20 protein-coding genes are annotated in these 18,344 nt (G+C 63.7%); 11 read left to right on the forward strand and 9 right to left on the reverse strand.

The genetic code is table 11. From position 1 onward, the window contains the following. The first annotated feature begins 4 nt into the window (after positions 1 to 4). Both ACVWWJ_RS19855 and ACVWWJ_RS19860 read left to right on the forward strand, forming a co-directional pair. Positions 5 to 1,528, forward strand: a complete 1,524-nt coding sequence (locus tag ACVWWJ_RS19855) for a CoA-acylating methylmalonate-semialdehyde dehydrogenase (protein ID WP_159891737.1) — start codon at positions 5 to 7, stop codon at positions 1,526 to 1,528. A gap of 116 nt (positions 1,529 to 1,644) precedes the next feature. Continuing rightward, positions 1,645 to 2,979 (forward strand): carbohydrate porin, encoded by a 1,335-nt coding sequence (locus tag ACVWWJ_RS19860; RefSeq protein WP_159891739.1) that lies wholly within the window; start codon positions 1,645 to 1,647, stop codon positions 2,977 to 2,979. A 191-nt stretch (positions 2,980 to 3,170) separates the two neighbouring features. Here the strand turns inward: ACVWWJ_RS19860 and ACVWWJ_RS19865 are convergent, their stop codons facing one another. Beyond that, positions 3,171 to 3,368, reverse strand: coding sequence for a CPXCG motif-containing cysteine-rich protein (locus tag ACVWWJ_RS19865; RefSeq protein WP_456969189.1), 198 nt, complete (start codon positions 3,366 to 3,368; stop codon positions 3,171 to 3,173). 96 nt (positions 3,369 to 3,464) lie between these two features. Here ACVWWJ_RS19865 and ACVWWJ_RS19870 point away from each other — a divergent pair, with 96 nt between their 5' ends. The 4 genes from ACVWWJ_RS19870 to msrB all read left to right on the forward strand — a co-directional run bounded on the left by ACVWWJ_RS19870 (position 3,465) and on the right by msrB (position 6,383). Further along, positions 3,465 to 4,169, forward strand: a complete 705-nt coding sequence (locus ACVWWJ_RS19870; protein ID WP_456969190.1) for an HAD family hydrolase — start codon at positions 3,465 to 3,467, stop codon at positions 4,167 to 4,169. 244 nt (positions 4,170 to 4,413) lie between these two features. After that, entirely contained in the window at positions 4,414 to 5,361 is a 948-nt protein-coding gene (locus ACVWWJ_RS19875) for a YihY/virulence factor BrkB family protein (RefSeq protein WP_456969191.1), read from the forward strand. Further along, positions 5,358 to 5,705 carry a glycine zipper 2TM domain-containing protein gene (locus ACVWWJ_RS19880; RefSeq protein ID WP_159891747.1) on the forward strand — a complete coding sequence of 116 codons (348 nt, stop codon included), beginning with the start codon at positions 5,358 to 5,360 and terminating at the stop codon, positions 5,703 to 5,705. Before ACVWWJ_RS19875 ends, ACVWWJ_RS19880 begins: the two co-directional genes overlap by 4 nt. A gap of 81 nt (positions 5,706 to 5,786) precedes the next feature. Beyond that, complete coding sequence (gene msrB, locus ACVWWJ_RS19885) at positions 5,787 to 6,383, forward strand: peptide-methionine (R)-S-oxide reductase MsrB (protein ID WP_456969192.1); 597 nt, start codon at positions 5,787 to 5,789, stop codon at positions 6,381 to 6,383. A gap of 122 nt (positions 6,384 to 6,505) precedes the next feature. Here the strand turns inward: msrB and ACVWWJ_RS19890 are convergent, their stop codons facing one another. Beyond that, positions 6,506 to 8,845 carry a DPP IV N-terminal domain-containing protein gene (locus tag ACVWWJ_RS19890; RefSeq protein ID WP_456969193.1) on the reverse strand — a complete coding sequence of 780 codons (2,340 nt, stop codon included), beginning with the start codon at positions 8,843 to 8,845 and terminating at the stop codon, positions 6,506 to 6,508. Positions 8,846 to 9,150: 305 nt separating this feature from the next. Then, entirely contained in the window at positions 9,151 to 9,966 is an 816-nt protein-coding gene (locus tag ACVWWJ_RS19895; protein WP_456969194.1) for an SDR family NAD(P)-dependent oxidoreductase, read from the reverse strand. 172 nt (positions 9,967 to 10,138) lie between these two features. On the opposite strand from ACVWWJ_RS19895, the gene ACVWWJ_RS19900 reads away from it, so the two are divergent. Further along, positions 10,139 to 10,597 carry a PA2169 family four-helix-bundle protein gene (locus tag ACVWWJ_RS19900; RefSeq protein WP_159891753.1) on the forward strand — a complete coding sequence of 153 codons (459 nt, stop codon included), beginning with the start codon at positions 10,139 to 10,141 and terminating at the stop codon, positions 10,595 to 10,597. A gap of 126 nt (positions 10,598 to 10,723) precedes the next feature. Here ACVWWJ_RS19900 and ACVWWJ_RS19905 read toward each other — a convergent pair whose 3' ends face one another. The 5 genes from ACVWWJ_RS19905 to ACVWWJ_RS19925 all read right to left on the reverse strand — a co-directional run bounded on the left by ACVWWJ_RS19905 (position 10,724) and on the right by ACVWWJ_RS19925 (position 15,267). After that, positions 10,724 to 11,251, reverse strand: coding sequence for a hypothetical protein (locus ACVWWJ_RS19905; protein ID WP_456969195.1), 528 nt, complete (start codon positions 11,249 to 11,251; stop codon positions 10,724 to 10,726). Positions 11,252 to 11,311: 60 nt separating this feature from the next. Continuing rightward, positions 11,312 to 12,085 carry a YdcF family protein gene (locus tag ACVWWJ_RS19910; RefSeq protein WP_456969196.1) on the reverse strand — a complete coding sequence of 258 codons (774 nt, stop codon included), beginning with the start codon at positions 12,083 to 12,085 and terminating at the stop codon, positions 11,312 to 11,314. Positions 12,086 to 12,168: 83 nt separating this feature from the next. After that, on the reverse strand, positions 12,169 to 12,582 hold the full coding sequence (locus tag ACVWWJ_RS19915) for a response regulator transcription factor (protein ID WP_456969197.1): 414 nt from the start codon (positions 12,580 to 12,582) through the stop codon (positions 12,169 to 12,171). Positions 12,583 to 12,685: 103 nt separating this feature from the next. Beyond that, positions 12,686 to 13,318 carry a response regulator transcription factor gene (locus tag ACVWWJ_RS19920; protein ID WP_456969745.1) on the reverse strand — a complete coding sequence of 211 codons (633 nt, stop codon included), beginning with the start codon at positions 13,316 to 13,318 and terminating at the stop codon, positions 12,686 to 12,688. Positions 13,319 to 13,323: 5 nt separating this feature from the next. Continuing rightward, positions 13,324 to 15,267: a PAS domain-containing sensor histidine kinase gene (locus ACVWWJ_RS19925; protein WP_456969198.1), complete on the reverse strand. Its 1,944-nt coding sequence runs from the start codon at positions 15,265 to 15,267 to the stop codon at positions 13,324 to 13,326. Between the two features lie 254 nt (positions 15,268 to 15,521). On the opposite strand from ACVWWJ_RS19925, the gene ACVWWJ_RS19930 reads away from it, so the two are divergent. Next, positions 15,522 to 16,118 (forward strand): helix-turn-helix transcriptional regulator, encoded by a 597-nt coding sequence (locus ACVWWJ_RS19930; RefSeq protein WP_456969199.1) that lies wholly within the window; start codon positions 15,522 to 15,524, stop codon positions 16,116 to 16,118. 21 nt (positions 16,119 to 16,139) lie between these two features. On the opposite strand, the gene wrbA is transcribed toward ACVWWJ_RS19930, so the two are convergent. After that, positions 16,140 to 16,739: an NAD(P)H:quinone oxidoreductase gene (gene wrbA, locus ACVWWJ_RS19935; protein WP_456969200.1), complete on the reverse strand. Its 600-nt coding sequence runs from the start codon at positions 16,737 to 16,739 to the stop codon at positions 16,140 to 16,142. 72 nt (positions 16,740 to 16,811) lie between these two features. Here wrbA and ACVWWJ_RS19940 point away from each other — a divergent pair, with 72 nt between their 5' ends. The 3 genes from ACVWWJ_RS19940 to ACVWWJ_RS19950 are packed head-to-tail and all read left to right on the forward strand — an operon-like array spanning position 16,812 to position 18,330. After that, entirely contained in the window at positions 16,812 to 17,084 is a 273-nt protein-coding gene (locus ACVWWJ_RS19940) for a hypothetical protein (RefSeq protein ID WP_159891767.1), read from the forward strand. A 54-nt stretch (positions 17,085 to 17,138) separates the two neighbouring features. After that, positions 17,139 to 18,110 carry a hypothetical protein gene (locus tag ACVWWJ_RS19945; protein ID WP_456969201.1) on the forward strand — a complete coding sequence of 324 codons (972 nt, stop codon included), beginning with the start codon at positions 17,139 to 17,141 and terminating at the stop codon, positions 18,108 to 18,110. A 43-nt stretch (positions 18,111 to 18,153) separates the two neighbouring features. Beyond that, on the forward strand, positions 18,154 to 18,330 hold the full coding sequence (locus ACVWWJ_RS19950; protein WP_456969202.1) for a hypothetical protein: 177 nt from the start codon (positions 18,154 to 18,156) through the stop codon (positions 18,328 to 18,330). Positions 18,331 to 18,344 lie beyond the last annotated feature (14 nt).

The raw sequence follows: 18,344 nt of genomic DNA on the forward strand, positions 1-18,344 counted from the left end.
CGTCATGTCCGCCCAGCCCTCCAGCAACACCCTCCCCCGCATCGGTCATTTCATCGGCGGCAAGCCGTACACCGGCACGCCATCCGGTTCGTCGCCCGTCTATGATCCGGCGCGCGGCGTCGTCGCCTCCGAAGTGGATCTCGCTTCCGTCGCCGACGTCGATCACGCCGTACGCGCGGCCCACGCCGCCTTCCCCGCCTGGTCGCAGCTGCCGCCGCTGAAGCGCGCGCGTGTGATGTTCAAGCTCAAGGAACTGATCGAGCGCGACATGGATCGCCTCTCGCGCATCATCGTGGCCGAGCACGGCAAGGTGCTATCCGACGCGAAGGGTGAAGTCGTGCGCGGCCTCGAAGTGGTCGAATACGCGTGCGGTATCCCCGAGCTGCTTAAAGGTGAGTACACCGAGCAGATCGCCAACGGCATCGATGCATGGACCATGCGCCAGGCCATCGGCGTCTGCGTGGGCATCACGCCGTTCAACTTCCCGGCCATGGTGCCCATGTGGATGTTCCCCATGGCCATCGCCTGCGGTAACACCTTCGTGCTGAAGCCGTCCGAACGCGATCCCTCGCTCGCCCTGGAGCTTGCCAAGCTCCTGAAGGAAGCTGGCCTGCCTGACGGCGTCTTCAACGTGGTCAATGGCGACAAGACCGCAGTCGACGCGCTGCTCGATCACGAACTCGTGCGCGCGGTGAGCTTCGTCGGCTCCACACCGATCGCCGAGTACATCTATGCGCGCGGCACCTCGCAGGGCAAGCGCGTGCAGGCGCTCGGCGGCGCGAAGAACCACATGGTGATCATGCCGGATGCCGATCTGGACAAGACCGCCGACGCGCTCATTGGTGCCGGCTATGGCGCCGCCGGTGAACGCTGCATGGCGATTTCCGTCGCCGTCGCCGTCGGTGAAGCCACGGCGGATGCCCTCGTCGCGAAGCTCGCGCCGCGCGTGAAGGCGCTGCGCATCGGCAACGGCCTGGACGAAACGGTGGAGATGGGTCCCGTCGTCACCGGGATCCACAAGGACCGCATCACCGGCTATATCGACGACGGTGTGACCTCGGGCGCCGAGCTGGTCGTCGACGGCCGCGGCTACCAGGTCGCCGGTTGCGAGCAGGGTTTCTTCGTCGGCGGCACGCTGTTCGATCGCGTCACTCCGGCCATGCGCATTTATAAGGAAGAGATTTTCGGACCGGTGCTTTGCGTTGTTCGCGTGCCCGATTTCGCCAGCGCATTGAAGCTGGTCGATGAACATGAATATGGTAATGGCACGGCCATCTTCACGCGCGATGGACAAATAGCGCGAGAATTTGCGCATCGCGTTCAGGTTGGAATGATTGGTGTGAACGTGCCTATTCCCGTGCCAATGGCCTTCCATAGTTTTGGTGGTTGGAAAAAGAGCCTCATGGGCGACCACCACGCACACGGCCCTGAATCCGTGCGTTTTTACACAAAACAGAAGGCCGTTACACAGCGTTGGCTGAACCACGATGAAAGCGCTGGCGCTGAATTCGCAATGCCCACACATTAGTACGACAAAAACACTAGAATGCGGCGGTTGATCGCACGGGGAGTATTGTGCGTTGCAACTTAAATAATCAAAAGCCAAGTACGAAAAAGCTTAATTTTTCTTCAGGGAGAAGGGTAATGCTCAATAAGTTTTCCAAGCGCCCCCTCGCCGGTCTGATGCTCGCCTGCCTCGGCCTCGGCGCTACCGCCGCTCACGCAGACGACACGATGAAGTCTGACTTCAGCGACATGTCGACCAGCAAGTACCTCTTCGGCGACTGGGGCGGCACGCGCTCGCGTCTTGCCGATGAAGGCGTCACGTTCGATCTGGGCTACGGCTCTGAGCTCGCGCACAACTACTCCGGTGGTGACCGCGAGATCACTCGCTACACCGACCAGTGGAAGCTCGGCGCCTCGTTCGATCTGCAGAAGCTCTGGGGTTGGCAGGGTGCGAAGTTCACCGTGGTCGTCACCGACCGTAACGGTCGCAATCTCGGCGCCGACGCGAACATCGGCAACAACCAGCTCATTCAGGAAGTCTACGGCCGCGGCCAGACCTGGCATCTGACGATCTTCGCTCTCGAGCAGAAGTTCTTCGACGATCGCCTGACCCTGAAGCTCGGTCGTCTGCCGGTTGGCGAAGACGTGAACCAGTTCTCTTGCGACTTCCAGAACCTGACGTTCTGCGGTGCCCAGCCGGGTAACATCGTGGGCGACTACTGGATCAACTGGCCGACCAGCCAGTGGGCCGCGGTCGTGAAGTATGCGACGACGGAAAATACCTGGGTGCAGATCGCTGGCTACCAGGTCAACCCCAAGTACGCCGACGACTCGTACGCCGTCCACAACGGTCTGAAGCCCGGCTTCCCGAGCGGCACGACCGGCGCGCTGATTCCGCTGGAGTTCGGCTGGAAGCCGACCGTCAACGGTCTGCCGGGTTCGTACCGTGCAGGCGTCTGGTACAACACGTCGAAGGGTAACGATCTTTACCTCGACGTGAACCACGAGCCGATCGCTCTCACCGGCAACACCGCCCTGCAGCACGACGGTCGCAAGGGTGCGTGGATCACGTTCTCGCAGCAGGTCACGGGTACGGCTGGCGGCGAAGGCGCGACGGTGTTCGTGAATGTCACGTCCGCCGATCACGCTACCTCGGCCACGAACAACCAGTTCGCGCTCGGCATGGAGTACAAGGGCATCTTCGGTCGCCCGAACGACTTCATCGGCGCCGCATTCGGTGGTTCGTACGCCAGCGGTTACGCTGCGAAGAACCAGCGCCTGATCAACGAGATCACAGGCTCGAACACCATCATCAACCGTGGCTACGAGCGCGTGTCTGAAGTGTTCTACAGCTGGTCGCCGATTCCCTCGATCGCGATCCGCCCGAACCTCCAGTACATCCAGGATCCGGGTGGCAGCAGCGACCGCAACAACGCGTTCGTTCTCGGCCTGAAGACCAGCGTCGCGTTCTAAAGAAGAAAAGCTCAGGCTTGTATTGAGAGAGGCTCGGGGAAACCCGGGCCTCTTTTTTTTTTCGGTTGTCCGGATGAATCCGGACCATGTTTTCCATTCGCCGCTGAAGCGGCTCCCACACGAAGCAGGCCGCTTTCTGCAAGGCTGCTGGCTTTGTGTGGGAGCCGCTTCAGCGGCGATGCTCTACCCGATCACCCGTCATTCTCAGCCGACCCCGTCAAATCAAAACTCTCATCACCCTCGTCGACCACCAGGCGCATCACTATCGGCCGGCAACACACCTGGCAATCCTCGATGTACGTCTGGCTACCGCCTGAGGTATCGACGGCGACCTCGATGGTTTCGCCGCAGTAGGGGCAGGCGATGTCGGTGAATTCGTAGCCGGGCATGGTGTTCTCTCGTTGTCTGGTAGAAGCATCGCCGATGAATCGGCGATAGGTACTCGCGCTATCCTACGCCACTGCCAAAACCCGGATCTTGCACCCATGATCGACCTGGTCGGTTTCGACGGCGACGACACGCTCTGGCATAGCCAGGAGTTCTACGATCGTGCACAGGATACGTTCGAGGCCATCCTCGGTCGCTATATCGATCTCGAACGCGACGGCCTTCGCGAAGCACTGCTCAACACCGAGCGAGGAAACATCAAGCTGTTCGGCTACGGCGCGAAGGGCATGACACTGTCGATGATCGAATCGGCTATCGAACTCACCGAAGGCCGGGTAGAAGCGCAGGACATCCACCGCATCGTGCGTCTGGGCAAGGACGTGCTTGCGCACCCGGTTGAACTGCTGCCGGGCATCCGCGAAGCGGTCGAAGCCGTCGCCCGCGACCATCGTGTGGTCCTGATCACCAAGGGCGACCTCTTCCATCAGGAATACAAGGTCGCCCGCTGCGGCCTCGCCGACGTCTTCCATCGCATCGAAATCGTCTCCGAGAAGGATCCGGCTGCTTATGCGCGCCTGTTCCGCGAGTTCGACGTCACGCCGGATCGCTTCGCCATGGTCGGCAACTCGCTGCGCTCGGACATCGCGCCCGTGGTCGAACTGGGTGGGTGGGGCGTGTACATGCCGTACCACAGCACCTGGTCCTACGAGACCGACACAGATTTCGCCGTGAACGAGCGGGTGATCGAGGTGAAGGGCGCTGAGGGGATCGTTAACGCCATTGCGCGCATGCAAAGCGCCTGAATATTCCGAGCAGAAACCACCTCCAGGGACTGAGCAGCCCTCCAGAGACTGAGCAGCCCTTGTGGGACTGAGCAGCCCTTTTGGGAGCCGATTCATCGGCGATCCCGCGGCAGCGGGCCAGATTTCGGCTAGCACCCAATCGCCGATGAATCGGCTCCCACAGAGGCGGACATCGGCGCCATCCACGCGCTCTTCGCGCATCGCCCGCGAAGCTGGGCCCGCTGGCGAATAAGGGAGATCACACGTGGATTCACGGCTCAAACTGGGCATGACCGTTGTCCGGACCACGGCCAAGGGCTTCAGCGACGACGAACTGATGACCCGGGCCGCCGCCCTGGCCTTCTATTCGGCGCTGTCCTTCGCGCCCCTGCTGGTGCTCCTTCTGTGGGTTGTCGCCTCACTACGCCCCGAATGGCAGGCCCAGCTGATTGACAGCCTCAACGGCCTCGTCGGCGAGCGGGCCTCCGAGGCCGTACGCCTGGTGATCGAGAACGCCAAGCAGAAGCCCAGCGTCGGCAGCATGGCCGGCATCATCGGCCTGGGCGTGACCCTTATCGGTGCCTCGGCTGTCTTCGCCCAGCTCCAGGGCGCCCTCAATCGTGTCTGGAGCCTGCAGCCCCGCCCAGGCAAGGCCAGCCACGCAATTCTGGGCTGGCTGCGCGCGCGGCTGCACGCCTTGGGCCTGCTTCTCTCGCTGGCCTTCCTCCTGGTCATCTCGTTTTCGGCCAGCGCGATGATCGCCGTCTTCGTCCGCGGCGGCACGACGGGCTGGAACGTGCTGGAGATGGTGATTTCGTTCGGTGTGTTCGTGCTGATTTTTGGCGCCATCTATAAGGTCCTGCCGGACGCGGTCATTGAATGGCGCGACGCCATCATCGGCGCCAGCCTCACCGCCCTGCTCTTCGTCATCGGCAAGTACGCCATCGGCATCTACCTTGAGCGCAGCAACGTCGGCGGCCCATACGGCCCGGCTGGCGGCGTGGTGGTGCTTCTGGTCTGGGTCTACTACTCGGCCCTGATCCTGCTGCTCGGGGCGGAGCTGACCGAGGCCGTGGCGGAGGCTCGTGGCACGCCAATTAAACCGCGGCCATACGCCATGTCGACCAAATCGACCGAAAGGCCGCCAGTTGACCCACCCGTCACGGGAGCGGCGGTATCCCTGAAGGCCACCGAAAAGGAGGACCTGCCATGAAGACCCATCTGCTCGCCGCTGCGGCGTTCGTACTTGCCACCGGCGTCGCCGTGTCTGCTCCCACGGCCCAGGCCCAGGAGCACCGCAGCCAGCACCAGGTGTGCCGTGACGTGGAGACCAAGCAGATCAACTCCAGCGATGACCACCGCGTGGCCGGTACGGCCATCGGCGCCGTCGCCGGCGGCCTCCTTGGCAACCAGGTCGGCCACGGCAAGGGCAAGACGGTAGCAACCGTCGGCGGCGCCGTTGCCGGCGGCGTCGTGGGCAACCAGGTCCAGAAGGCGCACCAGAACAACAATGCCACTTACGAGACCCATCGCGAGTGCCACTGGGTCAACGACTGAGCCGGCTGTAAGGCTTCGGCCGGAACCCCGGTCTTTGTGGAAGGGCGCGATCTCGCGCCCTTCCCTGTTTACGGAGGCTCCATGCGCAGCAACGATCCCGACCGCCGCCGCTTCCTGGGTGTCTTCGCCGCGACCGCGGTCGCGTCGATCTCCCTGCCCTTCATCCTCCGCGGCATGCGCCCCGCCATGGCCGCCGACGCGCCGCGCCCGGCAAAGACGGGCAACGTCACGCTGGATGAGTTCGGCGCCAACAAGAAGCTGATCGACACCCGTTCCCTGCCTCGCGTCGTCATGACCGAGGAGCAGTGGAAGGAGAAGTTGAGCTCGAAGTCCTACTACGTTACCCGCGAGGCCGGCACCGAAGCTCCCGGCAGCGGCGGCATGGTTTACGAGACCCGCGACAATGGACTGTACCGCTGCATCTGTTGCGATACGGCGCTGTATGACTCGGCGACGAAGTTCGAGTCCGGCACGGGCTGGCCGAGTTTCTACCAGCCGATCTCGAAGCGGAACCTCGCATCAGCGACGGATCGCAGCCTGATCGAGGAACGCACCGAGGTGAAGTGTGCGCGCTGCGACGCCCACCTTGGCCACGTGTTCGACGATGGTCCGGACCCGACCGGGTTGCGCTACTGCATGAATGCCGTGGCGATGCGGTTTGTGCCTTTTGCGGCGTAGTCGCTAGCGCCCATCGCCGCTGAAGCGGCTCCCACACAAAGGCTTCCACACAAAGCTGTGCAAACAAAAAAAGGCCCCGCTTCACAGCGGGGCCTTCGTCATTCACCAACGAGCAAACCCAATCAACCGCCAGGCGGCGTCATCGGCGTGAGCTGGTATTCCTTCGGCGGCGTGCCGCCGGCGAGGTAACGCACGAAGTAATCCCAGCGGCGACGCGTCATGTACGTCGTCGCGGCACCGTAGCCGTGGTGGGCATTCGGGATCATCACCAGGTCGAAGTCCTTGTTCGCCTTGATCAGCGCGTCGACGACGAGCAGCGACTCGTACGGCGGCACGTTATCGTCGAAGGTGCCGTGGGCGATCATCAGGTGGCCCTTCAGGCCGGCGGCCCACTTCTGGTTGGCCTGGTCGTCGTAGTTGGACTTGCCGTCCTTGTCGGTGACCAGCAGGCCCTGCCACTTCTCGGCCCAGTCGTCTTCGTAGTTACGGTTATCGTGGTTGCCCGACTCGGAGATGCCTACCTTGAAGGTGTCCGCATAGCGGAACATCGCGGTGGCCGTGGCGTTGCCGCCGCCGGAGTGACCCCAGATACCGACCTTGTCCGCGTCGAGCCAGCTGTACTTCTTCGTCAGCTCCTTCACGGCTGCCACCTGGTCGGGCAGCGTGTTGTCGCCGATGTTTTCGAAGTACGCGTCGTGGAAGGCCTTCGAGCGAAGCGGCGTGCCCATGCCGTCGACGGCGATCACCACGAAGCCGAGCTCTGCCAGCGACTGGTTGTCGCCGTGCGATGCCACGAAGCTGCGCGAACGTACCGAACCGACCTGCGGGCCCGGATAGATGTAGACGACGAGCGGGTACTTCTTCGACGGGTCGAACCTGGTCGGCTTGAACATCTGGCCGTAGAGGTCCGTCTTGCCGTCACGCGCCTTCACCGTGAACGCGGTGGGCGGAATCCAGCCCGTTGCCTTCAGCCGCGAGATATCGCCATGGGCGATTTCTTTCACCGTCGCACCGGTATCGGCGCGGCGGACCACGGCGACCGGCGGCGTATCGATGGTCGAGTAGGCATCGAAGAAATACGTGCCGTCCTTCGACATCGAGACCGAATGGTCCATCTTTTCCGGGGTGAGCAGGGTCAGGCCCTTGCCGTCGAAACCCACCTTGTAGAACGACTGGTAATACGGATCGACGCCCTTCTCACGGCCCACGCCACGGAACCAGATCGTTTTGGTCTTCGCGTCGATGTGCAGCACCTGGGTGACGTTCCAGTCACCGGAGGTGATGGCGTGCTCGAGCTTGCCGGTCTTCAGGCTGTACATGTAGAGGTGGCCCCAGTTGCTCCGCTCGGAGAACCAGATCACCTCGTCGGTCTCGGGCACGTACTGCCAGTTGACCATTTCGTTGCCGCTTTCGAAGTAGGTCTTCGCTTTCTCGCCGAAGACCTCGCGCACGTCACCCGTCTCGGGATTCGCCACGCGGAACCATTCCTGCTTGTGGTCACGCGAGGTGGAGACGAAGGCGATGGTCTTGCCGTCGGCGGCCCAATGCACGTCGTCCCACAGACCCGGGCTGCACGACACGTCGTCGCAGATCGTCGAGCGATGCTGATCGGCCGGCATCTTGAAACGCACGGTCTTCTTCGTCGGCACGTCGATCACGACGCGCTCGATCATGGTGACGTCTTTGTCGCCCGGCAGCGGGTACTTCCAGGTATCGACCTTGGGGTGCCCGACGTTGGTGCTGACCAGGGTCATCTCACCCGTCTTGCGCTGGTCCTGCTGGAAGGTCGCGAACTTCGACGAGTCCGGCGACCACACGCCGATGGCTTCGTCGGTGTGCTTCCAGCCGGCGTTGTCGGTGGCGTAGCCGTAGTCCTTGACGCCATTGGTGGTCAGCTGCGTTTCCGCGCCGCTGGCCACGTCGCGCACCCAGAGATTCCAGTCGCGCACGAAGGCTTCGGACTTGCCGTCCGGCGAGGCCAGACCCGGCTCTTCGCCGTAGGCCTTGCCTTGGGCATCTTTCTTCACGGCAGCCAGGTCGCACTTGTCGGCGGCCTTGTCGCAGAGGTAGTGCTTGCCGTGCGAGGTGATGTCGAGGGTGCCATCCGGACGCACCGTGAACGCGGTCACCGGCAGCTTGGTCGCGTCGACCTTCTTGCCCGTGGAAGCCGACAGCGCCGCCGCGACCTTGTCGCGATCGAAAGCGCGCGTCGCCTGGCCGGTCGAGGCGTCGACCGTAATGAACTGGTCGCCTTCCTTGTCGTGGTCGCGATACCAGAAATGGCCATCGTCGACCCACGTGACGCGGGAGACCGAATGGTCGACCAGCGGCGCCGTGTTCGTGGCGAGGAACGAATCCGCGCGGCGGTAATCGTCTGTGGTGACGGTCTGCGCCGAGGCGGAGGCCCCGATCAGGCCCAGAAGGACGGCGCCGGAAAGCGCCGCATTACGTTTGATCGACATCAATGGTCCCCGTGACGGCAACGCGGCGCGGAAAGCGCCGCAAACCGGACGAGGCTAGCCCCCGGCGCGGCTGGCGGCCTATGCCAGAGGTCACGGGTGGGGTCGTCGCGAAGGCGGCTCGCGGCACCACCTCATTGTGGGAGCTCCTGCGGCAGCCCTTGTGGGAGCCGCTTCAGCGGCGATTGGGTGCTTGCGAAAAGCTGGCCCGCTGCCGCGGGATCGCCGCTGAAGCGGCTCCCACAGGAACATCCACTGGAACATCCACTGGCATCCATAGGAACACCCACAGGAACGCCCACCGCCGGTCAGCCGGATTGCGGGCCTGAGCGGTACCTTTTGCCCTGCCTTTCGATCATTTTCAGGGCCAGGGTGTCAGGCAGCAGCTTGAACATGGCTTTGATCGCCTGGTTTACGGCGCCATTGACGTAGACCGCCTTGCCGGCTTCCACGGCGTCCATGCCCTGCCGCGCCACAGTAGGTGCGTCCATCCACATGAAGCGGGGCATCTTCGACACCAGATCCCGGGATCCGGTGACGTCGTGGAATTCCGAATAGGTGAAGCCCGGGCAGACCGCCGTGGTGTGGACGCCGGTGGCCTTGCCTTCCAGCGCCAGCGACTGCGAAAACTTGATCAGGTAGGCCTTGGACGCCGCATACAGCGTGTGTCCCGCTGAACCCGGCACGTGGCCTGCCAGGGAAGCGACATTGACGATGCGGCCGTAACCGCGGGCTTTCATGCCGGGAATGAGCCGGTAAGCGAGCTCGGTCGGCGCGGTCATCAGCACCTGGATGAAAGCGGCGTGCGTCTCCCACGGCTGCTCTTCGAGGTACCCGGTAACCCCGTAGCCCGCATTATTGATCAGCACGTCGATCGTCAGCCCCTGCGCTTCGAGCGCGCCGACCAGCGCTTCGACGCCGTCCGTTCGGGAAAGATCGAGTGGCGCGACGATGGCCTCGATGCCATGACGATCGCGCAGCTCCGTCGCGAGCGCTTCGAGACGGTCCGCGCGACGCGCTGTGAGGACGAGGTCATGGCCGCGGCGGGCCAGCTCCCGGGCGAAGGCTTCGCCGATGCCGGCGGAAGCACCTGTGACGAGTGCGCGACGACGATTCGATGCCATGAACGGTATTCCGTGTGTGTCGTGAAGAGCGAGTATGCACCGTAGGACCATGAACAGTGCCCCGCATGTGTTGATGCGCGCGACGCCTATTTCACGAATCCATGTACACCTGCGCAGCGAAGCTTGTCCTCCCCGAACGACTCATCGTGAGTCACCCAAGGAGCCACCACCCATGACCAGCACCGACCACGACATCAAGGTTCTCAACGGCCTCATCGAGACCACGATCGACAGCGCCGAAGGCTATGGCGAGGCGGCGAAAGACGCCGACAACACCCGTTATGCCGCGTCGTTCCAGAGCCGCGCTGCCGAGCGTCGCCAGGTTGCCCAGCGCCTGCAGCAGCAGGTCAGCTCGCTCGGCGGTACGCCGGAAGACGACGGCACCGTACTCGCCAAGGCACACCGCATGTTCGTTGAACTGCGCGCCAAGATGAGCTCGAAGGACGACACCGCCATCGTCGACGAAGTCGAGCGCGGCGAAGATCATATCAAGGCGAAGTACGAAGACGCCCTGAAGGATACTGACGTCACCGCTGGTACGCGTTCGCTGATCAACGAGGCTTATGTTTCGGTGAAGAGCGGCCACGACCAGATGCGCGATCTCAAGCACGCGCTGCACGGTACGAACTAAGTTCCTGGGCCCTCCAGCCCCTGGATTAAGTCGATAAAAAAAGGGCGGGACCGGAAGGGCTCGCCCTTTTCATTGTGGCGTATCGCCGGCATAGCCGGCTCCCACATTAACCGGCTCCTGCCTGGATCAATTACCGGTGGCGTCTTCGTTCATCAGGGCGTTGATCTGCGCCTTGTGGGCTTCATAGAAAGCCACGTTCTTCTGGTTGACCTTGGACTGGTCGACATAGGCAGCCATCTGCGGGTTGTTCTTGGCTTCCGACGCAATGGCGGCATTGGTCACGGCGAGGTTGGCCAGGAGGAACTCACGCGGCGTGAAACCGTACTTCTTGATCAGCGGTTCGATGCGTGGGTCTGCTGCGGTCACCTGTGCCGCGAGGTCGTCGAGCGAGTGGATCTTCGAGAAATCGGTCTTGGCGTCCTTCGGCTTGATGCCTTCTTTCTTCGCTTCCTGCGAGACCTTGACGATACGGCTGAACACGTCGTCGTTGAGGTTGTAGTTCTGGATGGCCTGCTTGTCCGCGGCGGGAATCTGCGAGGCCGGGTTGGCGGCTGGAGCGGACTGGTCGGCAGGCGCGGCCTGCTGGGCGAAGACGGCGCCCGGCGCGACGGCGGCGGTGGCGAGCAGTGCGGCAAGGATGTAACGAGACTTCACGGGCATCTCCTGGGGTTCGCTGTCCGTGTTGGACGGTGAGGCAGCATAAAGCGGCAATTGTTACGTATGTGTCTGCGTGGTCACGCTTTCTTCAGGAATCTTCGGCACGTTCCAGCCCATCGCGTTGTAAAAATGGTACCGGGCGATGCCGACATACTCGTGAATGGCGAAGTCTGCGTACGAAAGATTGTCCGAGCCCGGCAGCCAGTCGTAGCGGGCGGTCACGTAGTCGCCGCGCACGGGCTCACCTTGGATCGCGAAGTGCGAGAAGTACAGCACGGCACGCTTGAGGTGCACGGCGGATGAGACCAGCACGACCTTGTCCGCGCCATAGCTCATCAGCAGCGGCTTGCTGAATTGCGCATTCTGGAAGGTGTTCATGCTCTGCGCTTCGAGGATCAGGTCGGTATGCGGCACGCCGAGGCGATCCAGCGAAATGGCGTACACATCCGCTTCTGCCTTCTTGAGCTTCATCGCGTCACCACCGCTGACTTCCACCTTGCAGTCGGCGCCGGTGGCCTTGCATGAGCGATAGAGTTCGGCGGCCCGCAGGATGCGCCCGTTCGCATACAGACTCGGCTCGATCGCCCCCGCCCCGCTGCGCACGGTGCCCGCACCCAGCAGGATGATCACGTTGCGCTGGCCCCAACGCGAGACATCCGGCGCGAAGCCGGATTGCAGGTTGCCCAGCAGGGTACCGGTAAGCGGTCCGCACCCGGCGAAGAACAGCCAGGCAACGCCGAGCAGCAGCCACACAGATGCAGCGCGAGGCCGCCGGCGCCAGAGCAGTGCGATGGCAATGAGGAGCAGGACGAGGAACAGGATAAGTGTCATGCCGCCGAGCGTAACCGGATGTCCGTGACCGCTCTACCCCATCGCCGCCTCATGTGGGAGCCGCTTCAGCGGCGATAGCCAGGTTACCGCGACCCATCGCCGGCATAGCCGGTTCCCACACTGCTGCCCCCTGCAGACAACGCGCGCTCGAGGCAGGTGACCAGGGTATCGCCCTGGAACGGCTTGCCGAGGTAGCAGAAGGCCCCTGCCGCCATGACGCTGTCGCGGATGGCCTCATCGAGGAACCCGGAGACGAAAACGATGGGATACGTACGCCCGCGTTCGATCAGGCGACGCTGCAGGTCGGTTCCGTCGATGCCGGGCATGTGGACGTCGGTGACAAGGCAATCCACGCCTTCGTCGCCGCCGGGGCGGAGGAAATCTTCGGCAGACGCGAAGCCTCGCACTTCATGTCCCAGCGACCGCACGAGGCTGGCGGTTGCCAGACGCACCGCATCATCGTCGTCAACGATCGCCACAATCCTGTTCGCGGCCAAGCTGTCGTCCTCATCCAGCACCATCGTGCAGGGCGTACAGTGCGCCCCCCGTCCGGCAATGGGAATCATACGGAGGTGTGCGGTCTGCACACTCTTGGTGCGTTCACGAATGGGCGGCGAGGGCCTCGGCCTGGCGCACCAGCTCGGCCAGGGAGCGGGCTGCCATCTTGCGCATGACATTGCCGCGGTGGATCTTCACGGTGATCTCGGAAAGGCCGAGCAGTCCGCCCACCTGCTTGTTCATCAGGCCGGCGGTCACGTGGTGCATCACTTCCCGCTCGCGGGGGGTGAGCGAGGCATAGGCGACACGCAATGCGCCGATGGCGTCGGCATCGCGGCGGCCAGCGGCGTCGCGCTCGATTGCCATGCTCACCGCGTCCAGCATGTCCTGGTCGCGGAACGGCTTGGAAAGAAAGTCGAGCGCCCCCGCCTTCATCGCCCGCACCGACATGGGAATGTCACCGTGCCCGGTCATGAAGACGATCGGAAGATGGTGGTCCATGGCCGCCAGCTGGGTCTGGAAATCGAGGCCATTCACGCCGGGCAGCCGGACATCCAGCACCAGGCAGCCGGGCGCATTGGCATTCTCGCGGGCGAGGAAATCGGCGGCGCTGCCAAACACAGCCACGTTGAGGCCCACCGAGCGGAAGAGCGAATCCAGGGCTTCGCGAACGGCCGCGTCGTCGTCGACGATACAGACCACCGGCGCCTGCGCGGGTGTCAGGGGGGGAGGCATTCGGGTCATGCACCAGCCTCCTCGGCTACCGTCACCGGCAGCGTGAAATGGAAAGTCGCCCCGCCTTCCGGTCGGTTTGTCGCCCAGAGGCGTCCACCGTGAGATTCGACCGTGGAGCGGCAAATGGCAAGCCCCATGCCCATGCCGCCGCCACGCGTGGTGACGAACGCATCGAAAAGGTGCGCGGCGATGTCCTCGGGGATGCCGGTACCGCTATCTTCCACCTCGACCAGGATGCCCTCGTCGCCGTCCGCGCGTGCGCGCAGCACCAGGGCGCGCGGACCCTCCACGGACGACATCGCGCGGATCGCGTTGCCCATGAGGTTCAGCACCACCTGCTGCAGTTGCACGCGGTCGCCGCGGGGCGGCGGGGCATCGGAAGCGATGTCGACACTGAGCATGACGTGATGCTGGATGATCTCGTTGTCCAGGAGTAACGCGCATTCGGCAACCAGCGCGGCCAGGTCGAAGCGCACGTGTTGACGCGGCTCCTTGCTGGCCAGGCTGCGCACCCGGTGCACCACCTCACTGGCCCGGCGGGCATCGCGCACCACGCGTTCCATCGCATCACAGGCCTCGGACAGGTCCGGTGCAGGGCGACGAAGCCAGCGCAGGCTGGCCTCCCCGTGCGTGACGATGGCCGCCAGAGGCTGGTTCACTTCGTGGGCGATCGAGGCGCTCATCTCGCCCAGTGCCGTGACCCGGGCGGCCTGGGCCAGCTCCGATTGGACGGCCATCAGGGCGCGCTCGGCGCGCTTGCGGTCAGTGATGTCCACCACGCTGACCAGCACGCGATCGAAGCGTGTCGGCCCCAGAGGCATGTTCAGGGCGAACAGGACGGTCAGCCGCTCGCCCTTGAGATTGGAGATGTGAGTCTCCCCTTCTGCCACGCCGCCGCCTTGGGCGATCGTCAGGATCACGCGGCCGAAACTCGTATCCGTGGCGGGAAGGAAGCGGTCGAGCGGCCCGATCAGGTCGTCGCGGGAGCGAGCGCCGAGCATGCGCACGGTCGCGTCATTGACATCGGTAACCAGGGTCAGCGCACAACATTCGCGGACAAAAGCCGGGTTAGCCTGGAGGTAGGCGGCGAGATCCACCACGCCCTGCTCGCGCAGCGTGGCGATACGCGCCATGACCAGGGTCCAGTCTTCCTCCCAGAAAGAAAACCGGGCCTTCTCGAACATGCTGCGGTAACGACCCTCGCTTTCGCTGAGGGCGGCATCTGCCGCTCGGCGGGCGGTCACATCCGTGCCGGCCTCGAGGATCACCCGGGCCTTGCCGCGATCGTCGCGCAACAGCGCGCATCGGGCCGCAACGATCACGAGGCGGCCGTCGCGATGGCGCTGGGTGACTTCGCCTTCCCAGCGTCCCGTACTGAACAACGCCGCGTCCACGCAGGTGTGGTGGCCGGGAAGCGCGGTACCGAGCAGGTCGAGGGCGCGCTGGCCCATCGCCTCGCTCGCGGTCCAGCCGTAGAGCTGCTCGGCGCCGGTGTTCCACAGGACGATGACGTCGTCCATGTCGCGCACGTAGATCGAATCGTGGGTGAGCTCGATGAGCCGGGCCTGCCCGGCGATGGTCGCCATGCGGTCACGGGCACGCAGGGAGAGCACCGCCGTGATCGCGATCGCCGACAGGCTCACCAGACAGCGCAGCATGGCCGCATCGATCGCGGGCCAGCCGTGGCCCCGGACGAAAGACACGATGGTGAGCCCCATGCAGCCGAAGGCAGCGCCGCCAATGGCACGACGACTGCCGCTTGCCGCCACAAGCAGCACCACGACCAGGTAAACCACGGCCACGGCGCCTTGCAGCGGCGTAAAGGTGTCCACCAGGAACACGGCCAGCGCCAGCAGCGCACTCGCTGTCATCAACCAGCCGGCCACGGCGCGGCGCGGCCCGATGAGGGAGCCGCCGGCACTGGCTTGCAGGGGTCGGTAAGGTGGCATCGATGAGGCTCGGTCGGTTCGTCTTGTGCAGATTCGGCCTGAAGCGTGTCCGAATGACGTCACACCGTCTTGCACGCCGGTGATGGTTTTTGACCGTTACGGCACGACAGCTACAAGATATTCCAGCCCGACCCGGTTTAACCCTTTGGTATGGGCTTTACAGTCCCTTTGTAGAATTCAGTACACCCCCGCATCGCGACTAGGCTGCAACCGTGGGCAGACCGCCCACGCCCGCTGCCGTGGAGCTCACGCTGATGCGATACGAAACCCATACTTTCGCCGGGACCGGTGGCGCACACCCCGCTGAGGCCATGCATGCCCTTGCGCCCTTCGCCATCGATGCCCCCGAAGCCGAACAGGAACCGACCGTCACCCGTCTGCTCGAGCAGGCGCTGACCGCCGTCGAAACCGATCTCGCCACGACCCGCGCCTGCGTCGCCCGTGTCGCCGCCTTGCTCGATCGCGAAGATACCCACGCGGAAACCACGCCCTCGGCGCGCCGCCGCGTCGGTGCCGGCCTCGCCCCGTGGCAGGCACGCCGGGTCGCCAGCCATGTCGAGGAGAACCTTGGCTTCGCGATCACCATCGACCACCTGGCGACGATCGCCGGCCTGTCGAGCAGCTATTTCTGTCGCGCGTTCAAGGACACCTTCGGCGATCCGCCGCACGCTTACATCATGCGTCGCCGGGTCGAGCGCGCCCAGACCCTGATGCTGCAGACCCGTGAACCGCTGAGCCAGATTGCCCTGGCCTGCGGTCTCTCGGATCAGGCCCACCTGTGCAACCTGTTCCGCCGCCTGGTCGGACAGAGCCCGAGCCATTGGCGGCGGTCGCAGTGGCAGGAAGCGTAATAAACGGCCGAACCGCAATAACTAGCCGAACAGCTTCGTAGCGACCTCGGCAATGTGCTTGCCCTGGAAGCGTGCGCCGGCCAGTTCGTTTTCAGTCACCTGACGGGAACCGTCGCTCGCCGCGATGGTCGTAGCTCCGTATGGCGAACCACCCGTGACCTCGTCCAGCTTCATCTGGCCCTGGAAACTGTAAGGCAGGCCAACCGGAATCAGACCCAGATGAAACAGATTGGTAATGATCGAGAACAGGGTAGTTTCCTGACCACCGTGCTGCGTCGCCGTCGAGGCGAAGGCGCCGCCGATCTTGCCATTGAGCGCGCCACGCGCCCACAGCGGACCGGTCTGGTCGAGAAAGCTGGCCATCTGCGAGGTCATGCGGCCGTAACGGGTGCCGGTACCGATGATGATCGCGTCGTACGATTCCAACTCGTCGACGCGGGCAATCGGGGCAGCCTGGTCGAGTTTGTAGTGCGCGTTTTTGGCCACGTCGTCGGGAACCGTCTCCGGCACACGCTTGATATCCACATGCGCGCCCGCTTCACGCGCACCTTCGGCAACAGCGCCAGCCATTTTTTCGATATGTCCGTACGCTGAGTAATAAAGAACGAGGACTTTTGCCATCGGAGTGACTCCTGGTGAAAGGATCGGGAAGGGAAAGATAGGCAGGCTGGCTGTATAGGCGAGGTTATTGGTATGTCGTACGCACATATTGTCGATATTCGTTCCGCCGCCGAAGGCCCGGCGCGGAAGTCGCATGCATGGCAGGTGCTGCGCGAAGCTGCGCGCGTCGAACCCGACGAAGGCCGCCGTATCGCCTGGTACCGCAACGACCCCATCGAACACCTCGACCTGCAAACCGCCGAGGTGCTGGTCGCCTCCGGCCGCTACGAAGAAGTCCTCGCCTTCCTGCGCGGCGTGAAAGTCGACCTCGGCCTGGAGATGCCCGTCGGCTTCGGCGCGTTCTGAATCGGCTCCCACGGTAAAGTGGGACCCAAGCCAGGGAAGCCGGGACTCACCAACGTGTTGATCGAAGAAGCGCACACCGCCGAACGCAACGAACGCCTCACCGCTGAACGTGCCTACGAGCTCTACTGGGCCGACCTGCTCGGCCAGGCCCCCGCGTTCACCTGTGTCGGTCAAGGCTGCAGCGCGCCGATCATCTGCGCCTGCCTCGACAAACCCGAGCAGAACCTCCGCATCCGGCCCTATTTCCGATCGCGTCGACTGGAAGACCACGCGGCAAGCTGCGAAGTCGCGCACGGCAAGGGCGAAACGAAAGCGGAGAAACGGCCGGATGTGTTCGAGGCAGAGAGGCCCGCTGACCATTTTCGCTCGACCTCCGCCGCATCCAAGCCGACCACGCCCCTGTGGGAGCCGCTTCAGCGGCGATCCCGCGATAGCGGGACAGACTCCAGCGAGCACCCAATCGCCGCTGAAGCGGCTCCCACAGAGGGCACTCGAGGGCTACGGCCGCGGGCTAGCCATTACTACCGCCTGTCGTCGTTGGTGCAGAAGTTTCTCGAGCACCGGCGGGACAAGGACCTTGCTGAAGCCACAGTGGAGATCGGTGGGGAATCCACGTCGTACGAAGCGCTATTCCGCAATATCTACCGGCAGAAGGTGGCCGAGCAGCTGAGTACGCGTGCGGTGTGGTGGGGTACGGCGTCGCTACGTGCGACGAAGGAAGGGGGCTACTACCTGCGTTTCTCGCGCCCCTTCCGTCATGACGATGCCGAACTGAAGCCGACGATCACCCTGACCGCGAAAGACATCGACGCCTATCCCGTACGCAAGCTGCTGCGCGCACGACTGGACAAGATCATCGCGGAGGCGGAGGGCTATTGTGTCGTCTTCGTCTGGGCGAAGCCCTGGATGCCGAAAGATGCCGAGAAGCCCTTCGTGCGCTTCTACGTCAACAACCTCGACCACATCGACGTACGCGCCCCCGAGATCCTCGAAGAACTGAAGAACACCTCGCGCATCGGCGAGTGAGCGTTGACTCCACCGACACACCCGGAAAACGAGCATCCCACGCATGCCCCGTAAACGCCGCTTCCGTCTCCCCTTCGTTCGCCACCCGCGCGACGCGTCCCACGATTATGACGATGCGAGCTACGACGGCGGCGTATCGGGCGGGCCCTACCTTCGCCACATCGTGATGGGCGTCGTGATACTCATCGTCGTTGTGGCTATTCTTCGCTGGATATTCTGACTCAAGAAGGAAAG

The organism is Luteibacter sp. HA06 (assembly GCF_054061215.1).

Coding starts and splice junctions, on each gene's coding strand:
- ACVWWJ_RS19930 (WP_456969199.1), top strand. CDS start 15,522: ATGCGATACGAAACCCATACTTTCGCCGGGACCGGTGGCGCACACCCC.
- ACVWWJ_RS19880 (WP_159891747.1), top strand. CDS start 5,358: ATGAAGACCCATCTGCTCGCCGCTGCGGCGTTCGTACTTGCCACCGGC.
- wrbA (WP_456969200.1), bottom strand. CDS start 16,739: ATGGCAAAAGTCCTCGTTCTTTATTACTCAGCGTACGGACATATCGAA.
- ACVWWJ_RS19870 (WP_456969190.1), top strand. CDS start 3,465: ATGATCGACCTGGTCGGTTTCGACGGCGACGACACGCTCTGGCATAGC.
- ACVWWJ_RS19900 (WP_159891753.1), top strand. CDS start 10,139: ATGACCAGCACCGACCACGACATCAAGGTTCTCAACGGCCTCATCGAG.
- ACVWWJ_RS19950 (WP_456969202.1), top strand. CDS start 18,154: ATGCCCCGTAAACGCCGCTTCCGTCTCCCCTTCGTTCGCCACCCGCGC.
- ACVWWJ_RS19855 (WP_159891737.1), top strand. CDS start 5: ATGTCCGCCCAGCCCTCCAGCAACACCCTCCCCCGCATCGGTCATTTC.
- ACVWWJ_RS19865 (WP_456969189.1), bottom strand. CDS start 3,368: ATGCCCGGCTACGAATTCACCGACATCGCCTGCCCCTACTGCGGCGAA.
- ACVWWJ_RS19940 (WP_159891767.1), top strand. CDS start 16,812: ATGTCGTACGCACATATTGTCGATATTCGTTCCGCCGCCGAAGGCCCG.
- ACVWWJ_RS19925 (WP_456969198.1), bottom strand. CDS start 15,267: ATGCCACCTTACCGACCCCTGCAAGCCAGTGCCGGCGGCTCCCTCATC.
- ACVWWJ_RS19910 (WP_456969196.1), bottom strand. CDS start 12,085: ATGACACTTATCCTGTTCCTCGTCCTGCTCCTCATTGCCATCGCACTG.
- ACVWWJ_RS19890 (WP_456969193.1), bottom strand. CDS start 8,845: ATGTCGATCAAACGTAATGCGGCGCTTTCCGGCGCCGTCCTTCTGGGC.
- ACVWWJ_RS19920 (WP_456969745.1), bottom strand. CDS start 13,318: ATGCCTCCCCCCCTGACACCCGCGCAGGCGCCGGTGGTCTGTATCGTC.
- msrB (WP_456969192.1), top strand. CDS start 5,787: ATGCGCAGCAACGATCCCGACCGCCGCCGCTTCCTGGGTGTCTTCGCC.
- ACVWWJ_RS19860 (WP_159891739.1), top strand. CDS start 1,645: ATGCTCAATAAGTTTTCCAAGCGCCCCCTCGCCGGTCTGATGCTCGCC.
- ACVWWJ_RS19895 (WP_456969194.1), bottom strand. CDS start 9,966: ATGGCATCGAATCGTCGTCGCGCACTCGTCACAGGTGCTTCCGCCGGC.